16 protein-coding genes are annotated in these 19,011 nt (G+C 66.7%); 14 read left to right on the top strand and 2 right to left on the bottom strand.

Annotation, left to right across the window (positions count from 1 at the left end; translation table 11 throughout):
* Nucleotides 1–33: 33 nt before the first annotated feature.
* A complete protein-coding gene (gene rsgA, locus BLV15_RS01050) occupies nucleotides 34–1,065 on the bottom strand; it encodes a small ribosomal subunit biogenesis GTPase RsgA (RefSeq protein WP_090223855.1) in 1,032 nt (343 codons plus the stop codon).
* Between the two features lie 125 nt (nucleotides 1,066–1,190).
* Here rsgA and BLV15_RS01045 point away from each other — a divergent pair, with 125 nt between their 5' ends.
* Both BLV15_RS01045 and orn read left to right on the top strand, forming a co-directional pair.
* The gene (locus tag BLV15_RS01045; RefSeq protein ID WP_090223853.1) at nucleotides 1,191–1,979 is read left to right on the top strand and encodes a class I SAM-dependent methyltransferase; all 789 of its coding nucleotides are present in this window, start codon (nucleotides 1,191–1,193) and stop codon (nucleotides 1,977–1,979) included.
* Between the two features lie 56 nt (nucleotides 1,980–2,035).
* Nucleotides 2,036–2,578, top strand: a complete 543-nt coding sequence (gene orn / locus BLV15_RS01040) for an oligoribonuclease (RefSeq protein ID WP_090223851.1) — start codon at nucleotides 2,036–2,038, stop codon at nucleotides 2,576–2,578.
* A gap of 196 nt (nucleotides 2,579–2,774) precedes the next feature.
* Here the strand turns inward: orn and queG are convergent, their stop codons facing one another.
* On the bottom strand, nucleotides 2,775–3,839 hold the full coding sequence (queG, locus tag BLV15_RS01035) for a tRNA epoxyqueuosine(34) reductase QueG (protein WP_090223850.1): 1,065 nt from the start codon (nucleotides 3,837–3,839) through the stop codon (nucleotides 2,775–2,777).
* A 60-nt stretch (nucleotides 3,840–3,899) separates the two neighbouring features.
* On the opposite strand from queG, the gene BLV15_RS01030 reads away from it, so the two are divergent.
* From BLV15_RS01030 to BLV15_RS00975, 12 genes are all read left to right on the top strand, one after another.
* Nucleotides 3,900–5,399 carry an NAD(P)H-hydrate dehydratase gene (locus tag BLV15_RS01030; RefSeq protein WP_090223848.1) on the top strand — a complete coding sequence of 500 codons (1,500 nt, stop codon included), beginning with the start codon at nucleotides 3,900–3,902 and terminating at the stop codon, nucleotides 5,397–5,399.
* On the top strand, nucleotides 5,387–5,854 hold the full coding sequence (gene tsaE / locus BLV15_RS01025; protein WP_090223846.1) for a tRNA (adenosine(37)-N6)-threonylcarbamoyltransferase complex ATPase subunit type 1 TsaE: 468 nt from the start codon (nucleotides 5,387–5,389) through the stop codon (nucleotides 5,852–5,854). Before BLV15_RS01030 ends, tsaE begins: the two co-directional genes overlap by 13 nt.
* 20 nt (nucleotides 5,855–5,874) lie before the next feature.
* Nucleotides 5,875–7,290 (top strand): N-acetylmuramoyl-L-alanine amidase, encoded by a 1,416-nt coding sequence (locus BLV15_RS01020; protein ID WP_090223845.1) that lies wholly within the window; start codon nucleotides 5,875–5,877, stop codon nucleotides 7,288–7,290.
* Nucleotides 7,287–9,173 carry a DNA mismatch repair endonuclease MutL gene (gene mutL / locus BLV15_RS01015; protein ID WP_090223843.1) on the top strand — a complete coding sequence of 629 codons (1,887 nt, stop codon included), beginning with the start codon at nucleotides 7,287–7,289 and terminating at the stop codon, nucleotides 9,171–9,173. The genes BLV15_RS01020 and mutL overlap by 4 nt, the downstream gene beginning before the upstream one ends.
* A 30-nt stretch (nucleotides 9,174–9,203) precedes the next feature.
* Nucleotides 9,204–10,175 (top strand): tRNA (adenosine(37)-N6)-dimethylallyltransferase MiaA, encoded by a 972-nt coding sequence (gene miaA, locus BLV15_RS01010; RefSeq protein ID WP_090223842.1) that lies wholly within the window; start codon nucleotides 9,204–9,206, stop codon nucleotides 10,173–10,175.
* Between the two features lie 92 nt (nucleotides 10,176–10,267).
* Nucleotides 10,268–10,522: an RNA chaperone Hfq gene (hfq, locus tag BLV15_RS01005; RefSeq protein ID WP_090223841.1), complete on the top strand. Its 255-nt coding sequence runs from the start codon at nucleotides 10,268–10,270 to the stop codon at nucleotides 10,520–10,522.
* A 12-nt stretch (nucleotides 10,523–10,534) separates the two neighbouring features.
* Entirely contained in the window at nucleotides 10,535–11,836 is a 1,302-nt protein-coding gene (gene hflX / locus BLV15_RS01000; RefSeq protein WP_090223839.1) for a ribosome rescue GTPase HflX, read from the top strand.
* A 94-nt stretch (nucleotides 11,837–11,930) separates the two neighbouring features.
* Entirely contained in the window at nucleotides 11,931–13,106 is a 1,176-nt protein-coding gene (gene hflK / locus BLV15_RS00995; protein WP_090223838.1) for an FtsH protease activity modulator HflK, read from the top strand.
* Nucleotides 13,106–13,975, top strand: a complete 870-nt coding sequence (hflC, locus tag BLV15_RS00990) for a protease modulator HflC (RefSeq protein ID WP_090223836.1) — start codon at nucleotides 13,106–13,108, stop codon at nucleotides 13,973–13,975. The genes hflK and hflC overlap by 1 nt, the downstream gene beginning before the upstream one ends.
* A 310-nt stretch (nucleotides 13,976–14,285) precedes the next feature.
* Nucleotides 14,286–15,473 (top strand): ATP phosphoribosyltransferase regulatory subunit, encoded by a 1,188-nt coding sequence (locus tag BLV15_RS00985; RefSeq protein ID WP_090223834.1) that lies wholly within the window; start codon nucleotides 14,286–14,288, stop codon nucleotides 15,471–15,473.
* 52 nt (nucleotides 15,474–15,525) lie between these two features.
* Nucleotides 15,526–16,821 carry an adenylosuccinate synthase gene (locus tag BLV15_RS00980; protein WP_090223833.1) on the top strand — a complete coding sequence of 432 codons (1,296 nt, stop codon included), beginning with the start codon at nucleotides 15,526–15,528 and terminating at the stop codon, nucleotides 16,819–16,821.
* A gap of 146 nt (nucleotides 16,822–16,967) precedes the next feature.
* Nucleotides 16,968–18,902, top strand: a complete 1,935-nt coding sequence (locus tag BLV15_RS00975) for a methyl-accepting chemotaxis protein (RefSeq protein ID WP_090223831.1) — start codon at nucleotides 16,968–16,970, stop codon at nucleotides 18,900–18,902.
* The last annotated feature ends 109 nt before the right edge of the window (nucleotides 18,903–19,011 follow it).

Genomic DNA, 19,011 nt, shown 5'->3' with positions numbered 1-19,011 from the left:
CCGCGTCCCTCGATCGGGGGGGCGCCGACTTTCCTAGAAGTCCGCGTCCGGCAGGCTGGCGATGATGTGCCGGTAACTGGCTATCCGTTGTGGCTGGATGCGCCCTTCCTCGAGCGCCTTGAGCAGTGCGCAACCGGGTTCGCGGTCGTGCTTGCAGTCGCGGAAGCGGCAGGTGCCGAGCAGGTCGGCGAACTCGATGAAACCGGCTTCCACATCGTCGCGGCTCACATGGCCGAGGCCGAATTCGCGGATGCCGGGGGAATCGATCAGCTCGCCGCCACCGGGGAAGTGGAACAGCCGGGCGGTCGTGGTGGTGTGCGTGCCCTTGCCGGTGACTTCCGAAAGCCCGCCGACGCGGGTGTCGACGCCCGGCAGCAGGCTGTTCACCAGGGATGACTTGCCGACCCCGGACTGCCCGACGAACACGCTGACGTGGCCGTCCAGCCGCGCCTGCAGCGCCTCCATGCCACCGCCTTCGTGGGCGGAAACCTCCATCAGCGGGTAGCCGAGCTGGCGATACACGGCCAGCAGCGCGTTCAGCCGCGGACCGTTCTGTTCATCCACCAGGTCGGCCTTGTTCAACAGCAGCAACGGCCGGATGCCGGCGTGTTCGGCGGCGATCAGGTAGCGGTCGATCAGGTTGGCGTGGGGCTCGGGCAGCGGGGCGAAGACGATCACGATCAGATCGACGTTGGCCGCCACCGGCTTGAGCTGCCCGCGGCTGTCCGGGCGGCACAGCTCGGAATTGCGCGGCAGCTGGGCGACGATCACGCCATTGCCCTGGTTGCCGGCGCGCCAGACGACGCGGTCGCCAGTGACCAGCGCCGGCAGGTTGGCGCGCAGGTGGCAGCGGAATACCTGGCCGCGGATTTCGCCGTCCTCGGCTTCCACCTCGACCTGCACGCCGAAGTGCGCGATCACCAGGCCGGTCTGCTCCGGCCCCAGGTCGCCGCCCTCGAGTTCGTCGAGCGCGCGCGACTCGCGCTTGGCCGCACGGGCGGCGCGTTCTTCCTGGACTTTCTCGATGCGCCAGCTTTGCCGGCGGTTGAGTTGGCGTTTGGCCATGGTGTGCGGTGACTGCTGGATGATTCGGCCGGCGAGTCTAGCATGCGGGCACTGCATCACTGGCGCCGCGCGGCGGCTCCATTACACTGCGCCGCCTGGCGAACGAGACGGAAACGGGCCCTGGAATGCTGATACGCGAATTGAACGAGCTGGGTCGGCGCGTCCCGCTGCTGCTCGCGCTGCTGCTGCAACTGGTCGCCTCGGCGCTGGTGATGGCGCTGGTGCTGCTGGCGGTCAAGGCGCTGCACTGGCGACCGCCGCTGCTCGGTGCGGCGCTCCTGCAGGGGGCGCTGGCCGCCTCGCTGGGACGCTGGCTGGGGCTCTCGCCGTGGTGGCTGCCGATCAACCTGGCATTCGTTCCGGCGCTGCTCGCGCTGAACGCGGGCGATCTGCCGCGCTGGGTGCCGCTGGCCGGCTTCCTGGGCCTGCTGCTGTTGAACTGGAACAGCCTGGGCGAGCGCGTGCCGCTGTATCTCACCGGTCGTCGCGGCGAGCGCGCGCTGAGCGATCTGCTGCGCGAATTGCCTGCGGATTTCGCCTTCATCGACCTCGGCAGCGGCCTCGGCGGCACCCTCTGCCGGCTGGCGCGCGACTACCCGCAGGCGCGCTTCGTCGGGGTCGAGAGCGCGCCGCTGAGCTTCCTGATGTCCTGGCTGCGCTGCCTGCCGCGGCGCAACTGCCGGATTCGCTACGGCAGCCTGTGGAAGGCCGAGCTGGGCGACTTCGACCTGGTCTACTGTTTCCTCTCGCCAGCGCCGATGCCGCGGCTGTGGGAGAAGGCGCGCACGCAGATGCGCCGTGGTGCGCGGCTGGTCAGCAACAGCTTCGAGATCCCCGGCGTGCCGGCCGAGCAGGTCATCCCGCTGGACGACTGGCGCGCCTCGCGCCTGCTGGTGTGGCGGCCGAATCGCTGACGGCGCGCGACCCCGGCGCTTTGGTTAGACTGGCGGCCTGTGCAGAGGAAACCATCATGCAGAACCCGCAAAACCTGATCTGGATCGACCTGGAAATGACCGGCCTCGAACCGGAGACCGATGTCATCATCGAGATGGCCACCATCGTCACCGACAGCGACCTCAATGTGCTCGCCGAAGGTCCGGTGATCGCCGTGCACCAGAGCGACGAGCTCCTCGCCGGCATGGACGAGTGGAACACCCGCACCCACGGCCAGAGCGGCCTGACGCAGCGCGTGCGCGAGAGCACGATCGGCGTGGCCGAGGCGGAGGCGCAGACCATCGCCTTCCTCGAGCAATGGGTGCCGAAGGGCAAATCGCCGATCTGCGGCAACAGCATCGGCCAGGACCGGCGCTTCCTCGCGCGCTACATGCGCAACCTCGAGGGTTACTTCCATTACCGCAACCTGGACGTGTCGACCCTGAAGATTCTCGCCGGGCTCTGGGCGCCGCAGCTCAAGGACGGCTTCCAGAAGCAGGGCACGCACCAGGCGCTGGACGACATCCGCGAATCGATCGCCGAGCTGCGCTACTACCGTGAGCATTTCCTCAAGGTCTGAAACGCAAAAAGGCCCGCTCGATGCGGGCCTTTTCATGCCTGTATCCGCGTTTGCAGCACACGGCGTGATCGGCTTTTGCAGGGTGCGCCCTGCGCACCGCGGCGAATCGGCGGTCTTGGTGCGCACGGCATACCCTACGGCGGGGCGAGCGAGCCTGGCATTTCCGCAGCATCGCGCTATCAGGGAACAGGGTTTCTCAAGCCTGACCGTGGCGCTGCAGGGCCCAGCTGACGTGCTCGCGAACCAGCTCGGATGGATAGTCGCGGCGCGCCTGCAATGCCTCGATCACCGCTATGGTGGAGGGCGCGTTGCCCAGCCCCACCGCCAGATTGCGCAGCCAGCGCTCGTAGCCGGCGCGGCGCAGCGGCGAGCCTTCGGTGCGGCTGAGAAATTCCTCTTCGCTCCAACGAAACAGCTCGGCCAGCTCGGCGTTGTCCAGGCCGTGGCGCGGTTGGAAGTCGGCCTGCTCGGTGGGTCGGGCGAAGCGGTTCCACGGGCAGACGATCTGGCAGTCGTCGCAGCCGAACACGCGGTTGCCGATCAGTCCGCGCAGGTCTTCGGGAATCGCGCCCTTCAGCTCGATGGTCAGGTAGGAAATGCAGCGTCGCGCGTCCAGCACGTAGGGGCCGACGAAGGCGCCGGTGGGGCAGATCTCCAGGCAGGCGCTGCAGCGGCCGCAGTGCTCGCTGGCGTGCGGCGCATCGACCGGCAGCGGCAGGTCGACGAACAGCTCGCCGAGGAAGAACCAGCTGCCGGCCTTGCGGTTGAGCACCAGGGTGTTCTTGCCGATCCAGCCCAGCCCGGCCTGCTCGGCGATGGCCTTCTCCAGCACCGGGGCGCTGTCGACGAAGGCGCGATGGCCGAATGGCCCGATCACCGTCTGGATGCGTTCGGCCAGTTGTTGCAGGCGTTTGCGGATCAGCTTGTGGTAGTCGCGGCCCAGCGCATAGCGCGAGACGTAGGCGCTCTGCGCCTCGGCCAGGCGCTGGCTCATGCGCGTGTCGCCGGGCAGGTAATCCATGCGCAGCGAAACCACCCGCAGCGTGCCCGGCACCAGCTCGTCGGGGCGCGAACGTTTCGTGCCGTGCGCGGCCATATAGTCCATCTCGCCCTGGTAGCCGGCGTCGAGCCAGCGCTGCAGGTGCGCCTCGTGCTCGCGCAGGTCGAGCCCGGCGATGCCGACCTGCTGGAAGCCGAGCTCGCGGCCCCAGTCCTTGATGGACTGCGCGAGCAGGACGAGATCGGGCGGCGAGCTGGGCATGGCGAGCGGAGAAACCGAGGGGCGAGGTAGGTATAATTCTGCCAGACATTGGAGTTGCACATGCCGCATCCACGCGACGATCTGCCCACCGCCCTGTACCGCGCCGCTCAGGTCCGCGACCTCGATGCCCGCCTGATTGCCGCCGGCACGCCCGGTTTCGAGCTGATGCAGCGCGCCGCCCACGCGGCCTGGCGCGCCCTGCGCCGCCGCTGGCCGGAGGCGGGCGCGCTCACCGTGCTGGCCGGTGCCGGCAACAACGCCGGCGACGGCTATCTGGTCGCCGCCCTGGCGCAACGCGCCGGCTGGCGCGCGCAGGTGTTGGCCCTCGGCGAGCCTTCGGCATTGCGTGGCGACGCCGCGCTCGCGTTCGAGGAGGCAAGGGCGGCCGGCGTGGGCGTCCAGGCCTGTAGCGACTGCCCGCTGTTCGACGGTGTGCTGGTCGATGCTCTGCTCGGCACCGGTGCCCGCGATGCCGTGCGCGAGCCTTACGCGCAGCTGATTCGCCTGGTCAACGCCAGCGGGCTGCCGGTGCTGGCGGTGGACATCCCTTCCGGCCTCTGCGCCGATACCGGGCGCGAACTGGGCGTGGCGATTCGCGCCGACCTCACCGTGACCTTCATCGGCCTCAAGCTCGGCCTGTTCACCGGCAGCGCGCCGGATCGGGTCGGCGAGCTGGTGTTCGACGATCTGCAGGCCGATCCGCTACAGGTGGCGCACACCGAACGGGCCGCCGAGCGCCTGGCGCCTGGGACGTTGCCGCTCCTGCCGGCGCGTCGCGCCACCGCGCACAAGGGCCAGTTCGGCCACCTGCTGGCGATTGCCGGCGACCGCGGCACCGGCGGCGCCGGCCTGCTCACGGCACAGAGCGCGCTGCGCAGCGGCGCCGGCATGGTCTCCCTGGCGACCCGCGGCGCCAACCTGGCGGCGGCGCAGGCACGCTGCCCGGAAATCATGAGCGCGGGCGTGGAGTCGGCCAATCAGCTGCTGGCGCTGGTCGACAAGGCCGATCTGCTGGTGGCCGGCCCGGGCCTCGGGCAGGGCGCCTGGGGCCGCAGCCTGCTCTCGGTCGCCGCCGGCAGCGAGAAGCCGCAGGTATGGGACGCCGATGCGCTGAACCTGCTGGCCGCCGGCGCGGTTTCCCTGCCGGCCCAGGCGGTGATCACGCCGCATCCGGGCGAGGCGGCGCGCCTGCTCGGCTGTTCCATCGCCGACGTACAGGCCGACCGTCCCGCCGCGGCGAAGGCGTTGGCGGAACGCTACCAGGCGGTGGTGGTGCTCAAGGGCGCCGGCAGCCTGGTCGCCGCGCCGGACGGGCGGCTGGCGCTGTGCGACCGTGGCCATCCGGCGATGGCTACGGCCGGCCTTGGCGATGTGCTCGCCGGCCTGGTCGGCGCCTTGTACGCGCAGGGTCTGCCCGCATTCGAGGCAGCCTGCCTGGGCGTCTGGCTGCATGCGGCGGCGGGCGAGCGGCTGGGGCCGGAGGGGCGCGGGCTGGCGGCCAGCGACCTGATACCGGTCATCCGCACGCTTCTCGAGGAGCAATCGCCATGCGTGAAGTGACCCTGTTCGCCGCCGACGAGGATGCGATGTACGCCCTGGGCGCGCGCCTCGCGGAGGTCAGCGAAGGCCGGGGCGTGATCTACCTGCACGGTGACCTGGGCGCCGGCAAGACCACCCTGTCGCGCGGGATCATCCGGGGCCTGGGCCACGCGGGCGCGGTCAAGAGCCCGACCTTTACTCTGGTCGAGCCGTACGAGCTCGGCGAAAAGCGGGTTTTCCACTTCGACCTTTATCGCTTGAGTGATCCCGAAGAGCTTGAATTCCTTGGCATTCGCGATTACTTCGCGGACGATGCACTTTGTCTGGTGGAATGGCCGCAGCGAGGCCGCGGCATTTTGCCAAGGGCGGACCTGGACATTACCATTAGCCCCCAAGACGGAGGCCGATCCCTGCGTCTGGTGTCACAGGGCGCACGTGGAAATGCCTGGTGCGCGACCCTGGCTGGGGACGTATGAACAACAGAAAGGGGATATCCATGCGCATGCGCGCGCTGTTCGCGGGAATCGGAGTGCTGCTGATCGTCTTGGCTGGCGATGTGCTGGCGGCCTCGGATGTGCGCAGCGTCCGTCTCTGGCGCGCGCCGGACAACACCCGCCTGGTCTTCGATCTCAGCGGGCCGGTGCAGCACAGCGTGTTCACCCTCAGCGCCCCGGATCGCATCGTGGTCGATATCAGCGGCGCGCAGATGACCACCTCGCTGGACAAGCTGGCCCTGGCCAATACGCCGATCAAGGGCGTGCGCGCCGCGCAACGCTCGCCCACCGACCTGCGCCTGGTCATCGACCTGTCGGCGCCGGTCACGCCGAAGAGTTTCACCCTGCCGCCCAACCAGCAGTACGGCGATCGCCTGGTGGTCGACCTCTACGACGAAGGCGCCTCCACCGCGCCCGAGCTGCCGCCGACCACCATCGCCAGCGAGCCGGTCGCGCCCGTCACGCCGGCCAAGCCGAACGCCAAGCTGCCGCCGGTGCCGGGCGGCAAGCGTGACATCATTATCGCCATCGACGCCGGCCACGGCGGCGACGACCCCGGCGCCATCGGTCCGAAAGGCGTTCACGAGAAGGACGTGGTGCTGGAGATCGCCAAGGAGCTGCAGCGCCAGATCAACGCCGAGAAGGGCTACCGCGCCGAGCTGACGCGTACCGGCGACTACTTCATCCCGCTGCGCAAACGCACCGAGATCGCCCGCAAGAAAGGCGCCGACCTGTTCGTTTCCATCCACGCCGACGCGGCGCCCAAGTCGGCGGCGTTCGGCGCCTCGGTGTTCGCCCTGTCCGACCGTGGCGCCACCTCGGAAACCGCGCGCTGGCTGGCCGACACGGAGAACCGTTCGGACCTCATCGGCGGCGCCGGCAGCGTCGCCCTGGACGACAAGGACCGGATGCTCGCCGGCGTGCTGCTGGACCTGTCGATGACCGCATCGCTGTCCTCCAGCCTCAACGTCGGGCAGAAGGTGCTGAGCAACATGGGGCGCATCACCCCGCTGCACAAGCGCCGTGTCGAGCAGGCCGGCTTCATGGTGCTGAAGTCGCCGGACATCCCGTCGATCCTGGTGGAGACGGGCTTCATCTCCAACCCCAACGAAGCCAACAAGCTGCAGTCGCGCAGCCATCAGCAGGCGCTGGCGCGCTCGATCCATTCCGGCGTGCGGCAGTTCTTCCAGCAGAATCCGCCGCCGGGCACCTACGTTGCCTGGTTGCGTGATGCCGGCAAGATCGCGGCTGGCCCGCGCGAGCACGTGGTCAGCTCCGGCGAAAGCCTGGCGCTGATCGCCCAGCGCTACGAGGTTGGCCTGAGCGCCCTGCGTAATGCCAACGACCTGAAGAACGACACCATCAAGGTCGGCCAGACCCTGCAGATTCCCGCAACGACGCTGGCCTCGCAGCAATGAGCCAGGCCCAGCGCATCCAGCTGCTCAGCCCGCGGCTGGCGAACCAGATCGCCGCCGGCGAAGTGGTCGAACGACCGGCTTCGGTGATCAAGGAGCTGCTGGAAAACAGCCTCGACGCCGGCGCGCGGCGCATCGACGTCGACGTCGAGCAGGGCGGCATCAAGCTGCTGCGGGTGCGCGACGACGGCGGTGGCATCCCGGCCGACGACCTGCCGCTGGCTCTGGCGCGGCACGCCACCAGCAAGATTCGCGATCTCGAGGACCTGGAACGGGTCATGAGCCTGGGCTTCCGCGGCGAGGCGCTGGCATCGATCAGCTCGGTGGCGCGACTGACCATGACCTCGCGCACCGCCGATGCCGAGCAGGCGTGGCAGGTGGAAACCGAAGGCCGCGACATGGAGGCTCTGGTGCAGCCCGCGGCGCATCCGGTGGGCACCTCGGTGGAAGTGCGCGACCTGTTCTTCAATACCCCGGCGCGGCGCAAGTTCCTGCGCGCGGAAAAGACCGAATTCGACCATCTGCAGGAAGTCATCAAGCGCCTGGCGCTGGCGCGTTTCGATGTCGCCTTTCACCTGCGGCACAACGGCAAGACCGTGTTCGCCCTGCACGAAGCGCCGGACGAGATCACCCGCGCGCGCCGTGTCGCCTCGGTCTGCGGGCCGGCGTTCCTCAAGCAGGCGCTGCCGATCGAGGTCGAGCGCAACGGCCTGCACCTGTGGGGTTGGGTCGGCCTGCCGACGTTCTCGCGCAGTCAGGCGGACTTGCAGTATTTCTACGTCAACGGGCGCATGGTGCGCGACAAGCTGGTCGCCCACGCCGTGCGCCAGGCGTACCGCGATGTGCTGTTCAACGGTCGGCATCCGACCTTCGTGCTGTTCCTGGAGGTCGACCCGGCGGTGGTCGACGTCAACGTGCACCCGACCAAGCATGAAGTGCGCTTTCGCGACGGCCGCATGGTTCACGATTTTCTCTACGGCACGCTGCATCGCGCGCTCGGCGACGTGCGCCCGGAAGACCAGCTGGCCGGCGCCATAACCGTTGCGATGCCGGCACCGAGCGGGACGCAGGCCGGCGAGTTCGGCCCGCAGGGCGAGATGAGCCTGGCCGCCAGCGTGCTGGAGCGCAGCGCCGCCGACCCTGCCTGGCGTTCTTCGGCGGGAAGCGGCTACAGCGGTGGCTATCAGGCGCCGCGCGGGGATTCGTCATTGCCGACCGCGGAGGCGCAGGGCGCCTATCGCGAATACTTCGCCCCGCTCGCCGAGGTGCCGGCGGTGGCGCTGCCGGAAAGCCAGGGCGACATTCCGCCGCTGGGCTACGCCATCGCCCAGCTCAAGGGCATCTACATCCTCGCCGAGAACGCCCAGGGGCTGGTGGTGGTGGACATGCACGCCGCGCATGAGCGGATCACCTACGAGCGCCTGAAGACCGCGATGGCCAGCGAGGGTCTGCGCGGCCAGCCGCTGCTGGTGCCGGAAAGCATCGCGGTGAGCCAGCGCGAGGCCGATTGCGCCGAGGAGCACGAGGCCTGGTTCGAGCGGCTGGGCTTCGAACTGCAGCGTTTCGGCCCGGAAAGCCTGGCGATCCGCCAGATTCCGGTGCTGCTCAAGCAGGCCGAGTCGTCACAACTGGTGCGAGACGTGCTCGCCGATCTGCTGGAGTACGGCAGCAGCGATCGCATCCAGGCGCACCTCAACGAGTTGCTCGGCACCATGGCCTGCCACGGCGCGATCCGCGCCAATCGTCGCCTCACGCTGCCCGAGATGAACGGCTTGCTGCGCGACATGGAGCACACCGAGCGCAGCGGGCAGTGCAACCACGGCCGGCCCACCTGGACGCAGATGGGCATGGACGACCTCGACAAGCTGTTCCTGCGCGGCCGCTGACCCGGCGCCGCGATCATTTCCGAGCCCGCCATGCCTTCCTTTCCACCCGCCATCTTTCTCATGGGGCCGACCGCCTCCGGCAAGACCGACCTGGCGCTGGAACTCGCCCGCGCGCTGCCTTGCGAGCTGATCAGCGTCGATTCCGCGCTAGTCTATCGCGGCATGGACATCGGCACCGCCAAGCCTTCGAAGGCGCTGCTGGCCGAATTTCCCCATCGCCTGATCGACATCCGCGACCCCGCCGAGGCCTACTCGGCAGCCGATTTCCGCGCAGATGCCCTGGCGGCGATGGCAGAAATCAGTGGGCGCGGCAAGATTCCGCTGCTGGTCGGCGGCACCATGCTGTATTACAAGGCGTTGCTCGAGGGCTTGGCCGACATGCCCGCCGCCGATGCCGCGATACGCGCCGAACTGGAGGCGCGCGCGGCGAGCGAGGGGCTGGAGGCACTGCACCGGCAGTTGGCCGAGGTCGATCCGGTATCGGCGGCGCGCATCCACCGCAATGACCCGCAGCGCGTGACGCGCGCGCTGGAGGTGTACCTGGCGAGCGGCGTGAGCATGACCGAGCACCGTCGCCGACAGGCTGCGCAAAATCCCGTTCTAGACGCGTCGGGAACGGCACAATTGCCTTATACTGTGGCGCATCTGGCGATAGCTCCGGCTCAGCGGCACGTGCTGCACGAGCGCATTGCCCGACGTTTTCTCGGCATGCTGGAACAGGGTTTTGTCGAGGAGGTCGAAGTTCTGCATCGACGAAGTGACTTGCATGCCGGGTTACCGTCTATACGAGCGGTGGGTTATCGCCAGGCATGGGAACATCTGGACGGCGAACTGACCCGCGATGAGATGACCGAACGCGGCATCATCGCGACGCGTCAGTTGGCCAAGCGACAGTTCACCTGGTTGCGTAGCTGGGCCGATTTACACTGGATGGACAGTCTGGCCCCGGACAATCTTTCGCAAACCTTGAAATACCTGGAGTCGGTCTCCATATTGGCCTGAGTCCTGCGAATGCCGACTATCCTTGGGGTGGGATGGCACCAGCCATTGTTAGAATTACCAAAGACCTATTGATCCTTAAAGGAGTGCGGCACATGTCAAAAGGGCATTCGCTACAAGACCCTTACTTGAACATCTTACGGAAGGAACGCGTTCCGGTTTCCATCTACCTGGTCAACGGCATCAAGCTGCAGGGCCAGATCGAATCCTTCGACCAGTTCGTCATTCTGCTGAAGAACACCGTCAGCCAAATGGTCTACAAGCACGCGATCTCCACCGTCGTGCCCAGCCGTCCGGTTCGGTTGCCAAGCGCCAGTGAGTCGGAGCAGGCCGAAGCGGGCAACGCCTGATAGGGGGCCGCCTTGTTCTTTGAGCGCCCCGGAGGCGGTGAGCGGGCCATTCTGGTTCACCTGGATGGTCAGGATCCGGAAGCGCGTGAGGATCCTCAGGAATTCCAGGAGCTTGCCCGTTCTGCGGGTGCGGAAACGGTGGCTTTCGTCAGCGTCCCGCGCCATCAGTTCACGGCCAAGTACCTGATCGGCAGTGGCAAGGTCAGCGAGCTGCATGACCGTGTCAGGGCCGAGCAGGTGGAACTGGTGATCTTCAATCACACCCTTACGCCCAGTCAGGAACGCAACCTCGAGCGCGCCTTCGAGTGCCGCGTGCTCGATCGTACCGGGTTGATCCTCGATATCTTCGCCCAGCGTGCACGAACCCACGAAGGGAAGCTGCAGGTCGAACTCGCCCAGCTCGAGCACATGAGCACGCGGCTGGTTCGCGGCTGGACTCACCTCGAACGACAGAAAGGCGGTATCGGTTTGCGTGGTCCGGGTGAAACCCAGCTCGAGACCGACCGTCGCCTGCTGCGCGTGCGCATTCGCCAGATCAGGCAACGCCTGGACAAGGTGCGCAGCCAGCGCGAGCAGGCTCGCCGCGGACGCACGCGGGCGAACATCCCCACCGTTTCCCTGGTCGGCTACACCAACGCCGGCAAGTCCACGCTGTTCAACGCACTGACCACTTCCGACGTGTATGCGGCCGACCAGCTGTTCGCCACGCTCGACCCCACGCTGCGCCGGCTCGAGCTGGATGACCTGGGGCCGGTGGTGCTGGCCGATACGGTGGGCTTCATTCGCCATTTGCCGCACAAGCTGGTGGAAGCGTTCCGCGCGACGCTGGAGGAGTCGAGCAACTCCGACCTCCTGCTGCACGTCATCGACGCCCACGAGCCCGAGCGCGATGCGCAGATCGAACAAGTGATCGCCGTTCTCGATGAGATCGGCGCGCGCGAGTTGCCGATGCTGGAGGTTTACAACAAGCTCGACCTTCTCGAGGGGATTGAACCTCAGATTCAGCGCGATGCCGAAGGGAAGCCCCAGCGCGTCTGGGTTTCAGCGCGCGATGGCCTCGGTCTCGAGTTGGTAAAACAAGCTATCGCGGAATTGTTGGGTGACGACCTGTTCGTCGGCACCCTGTGTCTGCCGCAGAAGTTGGCGCGTTTGCGCGCCCAGTTCTTCGAGTTGGGTGCGGTTCAGAGTGAAGGGCACGACGAGCAGGGCGGAAGCCTTCTGGCCGTGCGTCTGCCGCGTGCCGAACTGAACCGTCTGGTGAGTCGCGCCGGCATGCAGCCTGTGGAATTCATCGAGCAACACACTTTGCAATAAACCCTGGAGGGGTGGCTTTGCCGTTCTTCGCAGGCATTGGTTAGCATGGCGGGCGCACAACGGTGCGTCTTTGCTTTATCAGATGGAGAGCGCTATGGCTTGGAATGAGCCGGGTGGCAATTCGAACAATCAAGACCCCTGGGGCAACAAGCGCCGGGGCGGCGACCGCAAAGGTCCGCCGGATCTCGACGAAGCCTTCCGCAAACTGCAGGACAGCCTGAATGGCATGTTCGGCGGCAAGAAACGCAGTGGCGGGGGGGGCGACTCTTCCGGCGGTGATTCCGGCAAGGGCATGGGCTTCGGCATGATTGCCGTGTTCGTTGCCGTTCTCGCGGCGATCTGGCTGTACAGCGCGATTTACGTCGTCGACGAGCAGGAGCAGGCCGTGGTGCTGCGCTTCGGCAAGTACTACGAAACGGTCGGGCCGGGCCTGAACATCTATTTCCCACCGTTCGATCGCAAGTTCCAGGAAAACGTGACCCGCGAGCGGGCGTACTCCAAGCAGGGACAGATGCTCACCGAGGACGAGAACATCGTCGAGGTGCCGCTGACCGTGCAGTACAAGATCACCAACCTGCAGGACTTCGTACTCAACGTCGATCAGCCTGAAATCAGCCTGCAGCACGCCACCGATAGCGCCCTGCGCCACGTCGTCGGTTCCACCGCGATGGACCAGGTGCTCACCGAGGGTCGCGAGCTGATGGCCAGCGAGATTCGCGAGCGTCTGCAGCGTTTCCTCGACACCTACAAGGTCGGCATCACCGTCACCCAGGTCAACGTGCAGAGTGCGGCGGCGCCGCGCGAAGTTCAGGAAGCCTTCGATGACGTGATCCGCGCCCGCGAAGACGAACAGCGCGAGAAGAACCAGGCCGAGGCCTATGCCAACGGTGTGATTCCGGAAGCGCGCGGTCAGGCCCAGCGCCTGCTCGAGGAAGCCAACGGTTATCGCGACGAAGTGGTGGCGCGCGCCCAGGGTGAGGCACAGCGCTTCACCAAGCTGGTCGCCGAGTACCGCAAGGCGCCCGAGGTCACCCGTGAGCGTCTGTACCTGGACACCATGCAGGAAGTCTTCAGCAACACCAGCAAGGTGCTGGTGACCGGCCAGAAAGGGCAGAACAACCTGCTCTACCTGCCGCTGGACAAGATGATGGAGAAGCAGCGCAGCGGTTCCGCCGCCGCAGGCACTTCGGCTTCCAATGCCGGTCAGGCCGATGCGCCTGCCAGCATCGATCTGGGGCAGCGTGACCTGCGTTCGAGGGAGACTCGTTGATGAACAATAAATCGCTGATCGCCCTGATTTTCGGCGTGATCGTCGTGGTCGTCGCCTGGAACAGCCTGTACATCGTTTCGCAGACGGAAAGGGCGGTACTGCTGCAGTTCGGCCGTGTGGTCGAGGCCGACCTGCAACCCGGCCTGCACGTGAAGATTCCGCTGGTGAACAAGGTCCGCAAATTCGATGCACGCCTGCTGACCCTGGACTCGTCCACCTCGCGCTTCCTCACCCTGGAAAAGAAAGCGGTGATGGTCGACGCCTACGCCAAATGGCGTGTGGCCGATGCCGAGCGTTTCTACACCGCGACTTCCGGATTGAAGCAGATCGCCGACGAGCGCCTGTCGCGCCGGCTGGAGTCCGGTCTGCGTGACCAGTTCGGCAAGCGCACCCTGCACGAAGTGGTGTCCGGTGAGCGCGATGCGCTGATGGCGGATATCACCGCTTCGCTGGATCGCATGGCGCGCAAGGAGCTGGGTATCGAGGTGCTCGACGTGCGCGTCAAGGCCATCGATCTGCCGCGTGAAGTCAACCGCAGCGTGTTCGAGCGGATGAGCACCGAGCGTGAGCGGGAAGCGCGCGAGCACCGCGCCAAGGGTCGCGAGCTGGCCGAAGGCATCCGTGCCGACGCCGACCGCCAGCAGCGTGTGCTGTTGGCCGAAGCCTATCGCGAGGCTGAAGAAACGCGCGGTGACGGCGATGCCAAGGCCGCGGCGATCTACTCGGAAGCCTACGCCCAGGATCAGGAGTTCTACGGCTTCTACCGTAGCCTGCGTGCCTACCGCGAGAGCTTCGCCAACAAGAGCGACGTGCTGGTTCTCGACCCGAGCAGCGACTTCTTCCGCTACCTGGAAAAGTCCAAGCCGTGAGCCCTTCCGGCGGGCGTCAGTCGCCCGCCGGATGATCCTCGGGGAAAACGTGTTATCATGAGTCAGCCGGGAAATTCCCGGCTTTTTTGCGTCTGCAGCGGACACATGTCAGTCGAGCGGCGATCCGAATCGTCCATCATGCGATGAATCGGAGCGTCTTTTTCTGTCCCGCGCCAGGCCGATGCGCCGCGGTAAATGCCTGTCTTTTCCGCATCGCGCATCCCGTCGGGTCGGCCAGCCTTTGCTGGCGAGCGCCCATTTATTCGCTCCACTGTAGGCTGCCGCCCGGTTGAACAAGGGGAAAGGCGAAATGGCAACGGTAGACCGCTGGCTGCTGCCAGATGGCATCGAAGAAGTACTGCCGCCGGAAGCGGCGCTCATCGAAACGGCGCGCCGCCGGGTGCTGGACCTGTTCCAGTGCTGGGGCTACGAATTCGTGGTGACGCCGCACATCGAATATCTCGACTCGCTGCTCACGGGAGCCGCTCAGGACCTCGATCTGCGTACCTTCAAGGTCACCGATCCGCTCTCCGGTCGGCTGATGGGCTTTCGCGCCGACATCACGCCGCAGGTCGCGCGGATGGATGCGCACAGCCTGCGCCGCGAAGGGCCGAGCCGCCTCTGCTACGCCGGCAGCGTGCTGCATGCCAAGCCGCGTGCGCTGACGACCTCGCGCAGCCCGATCCAGCTCGGCGCCGAGCTATACGGCGACGCCAGTCCGGCGAGCGACGTGGAAGTCATCAGCCTGATGCTCGACACCCTGGCGCTGGCCGAGGTGCCCGACGTACACATGGACCTCGGCCACGTCGGTATCTACCGTGGGCTGGCCAGCGCCGCCGGCCTGTCCGGCGAGGCCGAGCAGTGCCTGTTCGATGCGCTGCAGCGCAAGGCGGTCGACGAGGTCGCCGAACTCACGGCAACGCTGTCGCCCACGCTGGCCGGCATGCTGCGTTCGCTGGTCGATCTGTGCGGCGGTCGTGAGGTGCTGGACCTGGCCCAGGCCTGTCTGGTCGAGGCGCCGGATGACGTCCACCTGGCGCTGGACGAGCTGATCGCCATCGCCGACAGCCTGAGCCTGCGCTACCCGGAGCTGCCCCTGTATTTCGATCTGGGCGAGCTGCGCGGTTACCACTATCACACCGGCGTGGTGTTCGCCGCCTTCGTCCCCGGGCTCGGTCATTCGATCGCCCAGGGTGGCCGCTACGACGACATCGGCGCCGATTTCGGGCGCGCGCGTCCGGCCACCGGCTTCTCCACCGACCTGAAGAGCCTGGTCACCCTCGGTAACATGCGGCTGGGCGAGCCGCTGTCCGGTATCTGGGCGCCGGACAGCCATGACCTGCCCTTGTGGCACGCCATCCGGCGCCTGCGCCAGGAGGGCCAGCGCGTCGTCCAGGCGTTGCCGGGGCAGGCCGATGGCGCGGCGCGGGAGGCGAGCTGCGATCGCCAACTGCTGCTGCGCGAAGGTCGCTGGCAGGTCGTGGCACTGAATTCCTGAGTTTTCCCGCCGGCCGTGCCGGCACCGAGCTTCCGCAAAGAGGACAACTGTTATGGGTAAGAATGTCGTCGTCCTGGGCACCCAGTGGGGTGATGAGGGCAAAGGCAAGATCGTCGATCTGCTGACCGACGAAGCGGCCGCCGTAGTGCGTTACCAGGGCGGCCACAATGCCGGCCATACCCTGGTGATCGACGGTGAGAAAACCGTTCTGCACCTGATTCCCTCGGGCATCCTGCGCGAGAACGTGCAGTGCCTGATCGGCAATGGCGTGGTCGTCGCGCCCGATGCGCTGATGCGCGAGATCATCAAGCTCGAAGAGAAGGGCGTGCCGGTGCGCGAGCGCCTGCGCATCAGCCCGTCCTGTACGCTGATCCTGCCCTACCACGTGGCGCTGGATCAGGCCCGCGAGAAGGCCCGTGGCGATGCCAAGATCGGTACCACCGGGCGTGGCATCGGTCCGGCCTATGAAGACAAGGTGGCGCGTCGCGGCCTGCGCATCGGCGACCTGTTCCACCGTGAACGTTTCGCCGCCAAGCTCGGCGAGCTGCTGGACTTCCACAACTTCGTCCTGCAGCACTACTACAAGGAGCCGGCGGTCGATTTCCAGAAGACCCTGGACGAGGCGCTGGGCTACGCCGACGTGCTCAAGCCGATGATTACCGACGTCGCCGCGCGCCTGCACGAGCTGCGTCGCGAGAACGCGCACATCATGTTCGAAGGCGCGCAGGGTTCGCTGCTCGACATCGACCACGGCACCTATCCGTTCGTCACCAGCTCCAGCACCACCGCCGGCGGCACCGCCACGGGTTCGGGTTTCGGTCCGCTGTACCTGGACTACATCCTCGGCATCACCAAGGCCTACACCACCCGTGTTGGCTCCGGGCCGTTCCCAACCGAACTGTTCGACGAAACCGGCGCGTTTCTAGCCAAGCGTGGTCACGAATTCGGTTCCACCACCGGTCGGGCGCGCCGCTGCGGCTGGTTCGATGCGGTGATCCTGCGTCGCGCCATCGAGATCAACAGCATTTCCGGCCTCTGCCTGACCAAGCTCGACGTGCTCGACGGCCTGGAAACCATCCGCATTTGCGTGGGCTACAAGGACGAGAACGGCGACGTGCTGGTCGATGCTCCGACCGACGCGGACAGCTACATCGGCCTGCAGCCGGTGTACGAGGACATGCCTGGCTGGAGCGAATCCACAGTGGGCGCGAAGAGTCTCGACGAGCTTCCGGCCAATGCGCGCGCCTACATCAAGCGCATCGAGGAGCTGGTCGGCGCACCGATCGACATCATCTCCACCGGTCCGGATCGCAACGAAACCATCGTTCTTCGTCACCCGTACTCCTGAGTCCGTTGAGCGTACGAAGGGCCGCCTGGAGCGGCCCTTTTCGTTGGTGAACGAAATGTCGCATTTCGCGGCATGCCGATTGCTGAAGGGTTAAACAAATCCTGGTAGTCGCCGTTAACGGGTAACGGTCGTTAAGGAGTGTCGTCGTGTCAGCCATCCTGTCTCTGCTGCGAAGCCGTCTATTGCGGCCCGCGTTCATCGCCTTGGGCATTGCGCTGCTGGTGCAGGTGCTGGTGGCCGTTGCCCTGACTCGGGGCACGGTAAGTGCCCTGACGGAAAAACTCGCTTCACGCTTGGGCGAGGACACGCAGAAGCTGTCCGCCGAACTGGAGCAAGCGGGGCAGGAGGTTTCTTCCGGGCTCAGCGGTTTGTCCGAGCAAACCCGTCAGCGCCTGTCTGTGTCGCTCAGCGAGCGGCTCAAGCAGGAGCAGGCCCAGCTGCGCGGCAGCCTGGAGGCGAACCTCAAGGATTCCGCCAACGATCTCGCCCAGTTGCTTGCCGCCGTCGCCCCCAAGGCGATGTGGGACAACGACGGGCCGGCGCTGTCCGAGTTCGCTCGCCGCGCGCAGCGCAATCCGAACGTGCTGTTCGTGGTCTACGACGACGCCAAGGGTGAGCACCTGACGCGTTACCTGAACCGGCAGAATCCCTTGATCATGGCGCTGCTGGAGCGCGGCACCGGCGAGCGCGCGCTGGACAAGGTTCTGGACGCGGCCGCCAACGACCCCTCGGTGCACCTGGTCGAAGCATCGATCAATCCCAATGGCGTGGAGATCGGCAAGGTCCGCCTCGGCGTCTCCACGGCGTCCATCGAAGCCCAGCTGCAGGCGCTCGATCAGCGCTTCACTGCGCTGATCGCCAGCGGCGGCCAGCTGGTGGGCGAAAGCCTGGCCGGTGCCGCCACCGACAGCACCGCGGCGCTGACGGCTCGCCTGCAGTCGGCCCGCGCGGCGGCGGACAACATGAGTGCGGGTACGCGCAAGACCGTCGACGAGGCGGCCGGCGAGCTGCGCTGGCGCATCGGCCTCGCGCTGGTGCTGGTTGGCCTCGGTGTATTGCTGGTGCTTGCCGTGGTCCTGGGTCGTCGCGTGGTCAACCGGTTGCGGCTGCTGGTGGCGGCGCTCAACGACCTGGCGGCAGGCGAGGGCGACCTCACTCGCCGCGTGAAGCTGGACAGTCGCGACGAGCTCGGCGAAATGGCCGATGCGGTCAACCGGTTCATCGACAAGCTGCAGCCGATCATTCGCAAGGCCGGCGACGTGGCTGTGCAGACCGGTACGGAAATCCAGGCGTTGGCCTCGCGCAGCCATGCGGCGGAAGCCGCGGCCGGGCGGCAGATGAACGAGGTGGCCGGCAGTCTCGAGGCGCTCGCCAGCATGACCGCCGAAGCCCAGGCTGAGAGCCGCACCATGCAGGAGGCCTTGCAGCGGGTCGGCGATATCCGACGCGCGACGGAGGACAACGAGGCGATCGCCAAGCGCGTCGGCGGGCTCATCGGCGCGCTGGAAGAGCGCGTGCAGAACGGCTCCGAAGTGATCCAGCGGCTGGCGCTGCAGAGCGAGCAGATCGAAGTGGTGCTGTCGGTGATTCACGGGATCGCCGAGCAGACCAACCTCCTGGCGCTGAACGCGGCCATCGAGGCGGCCCGCGCCGGGGAGAGCGGACGCGGTTTCGCGGTGGTCGCCGACGAGGTGCGCGCGCTGGCGAGCAAGACCCAGCAGTCGACAGGCGATATCCAGGCGCACATCGGCGCGCTGCAGAAAGGCGCAAAGGAAGCGGTCGCGGCGATTTCCCAGGCCCAGGAGCGTGCCAGCGAAGGCTTGCAGGCTCTGCGCGACAGCGAACGGTTGCAGGAAGAAGTCCAGCGCGCGGTGGCCAGCGTGCACGGCGCCGTGGAGGCGGCGGCCCAGGCCGCGAAACATCAGGCGGAGGGGGCGAACACCGTTCGCGGCAGGGTCGACGTGATCCACGCCGAAGCACGCCTGTCCGCCGATGCGGTGGCGGAGACCGCACAAAGCGGCCGGGTGCTCGACGGTCTGGCGGCGCAGCTCAAGGCGAGCCTCGGGCAATTCAAGGCGTAGCGTTCAGCAGGCTGGAAGAATCCGGGCCACGCGCCCGGCTTTTTCATGTCGCCGCGTGTCGGATTTTTATCGCACAAACGAAAAACCGAGCCATTCGGCTCGGTTCGTC

This window comes from Pseudomonas kuykendallii, assembly GCF_900106975.1.
GTDB classification, from domain to species: Bacteria; Pseudomonadota; Gammaproteobacteria; order Pseudomonadales; family Pseudomonadaceae; genus Pseudomonas_O; species Pseudomonas_O kuykendallii.
This window is presented reverse-complemented; position numbering and strand designations above follow the sequence as displayed.

Coding starts and splice junctions, on each gene's coding strand:
- rsgA (WP_090223855.1), bottom strand. CDS start 1,065: ATGGCCAAACGCCAACTCAACCGCCGGCAAAGCTGGCGCATCGAGAAA.
- BLV15_RS01045 (WP_090223853.1), top strand. CDS start 1,191: ATGCTGATACGCGAATTGAACGAGCTGGGTCGGCGCGTCCCGCTGCTG.
- orn (WP_090223851.1), top strand. CDS start 2,036: ATGCAGAACCCGCAAAACCTGATCTGGATCGACCTGGAAATGACCGGC.
- queG (WP_090223850.1), bottom strand. CDS start 3,839: ATGCCCAGCTCGCCGCCCGATCTCGTCCTGCTCGCGCAGTCCATCAAG.
- BLV15_RS01030 (WP_090223848.1), top strand. CDS start 3,900: ATGCCGCATCCACGCGACGATCTGCCCACCGCCCTGTACCGCGCCGCT.
- tsaE (WP_090223846.1), top strand. CDS start 5,387: ATGCGTGAAGTGACCCTGTTCGCCGCCGACGAGGATGCGATGTACGCC.
- BLV15_RS01020 (WP_090223845.1), top strand. CDS start 5,875: ATGCGCATGCGCGCGCTGTTCGCGGGAATCGGAGTGCTGCTGATCGTC.
- mutL (WP_090223843.1), top strand. CDS start 7,287: ATGAGCCAGGCCCAGCGCATCCAGCTGCTCAGCCCGCGGCTGGCGAAC.
- miaA (WP_090223842.1), top strand. CDS start 9,204: ATGCCTTCCTTTCCACCCGCCATCTTTCTCATGGGGCCGACCGCCTCC.
- hfq (WP_090223841.1), top strand. CDS start 10,268: ATGTCAAAAGGGCATTCGCTACAAGACCCTTACTTGAACATCTTACGG.
- hflK (WP_090223838.1), top strand. CDS start 11,931: ATGGCTTGGAATGAGCCGGGTGGCAATTCGAACAATCAAGACCCCTGG.
- hflC (WP_090223836.1), top strand. CDS start 13,106: ATGAACAATAAATCGCTGATCGCCCTGATTTTCGGCGTGATCGTCGTG.
- BLV15_RS00985 (WP_090223834.1), top strand. CDS start 14,286: ATGGCAACGGTAGACCGCTGGCTGCTGCCAGATGGCATCGAAGAAGTA.
- BLV15_RS00980 (WP_090223833.1), top strand. CDS start 15,526: ATGGGTAAGAATGTCGTCGTCCTGGGCACCCAGTGGGGTGATGAGGGC.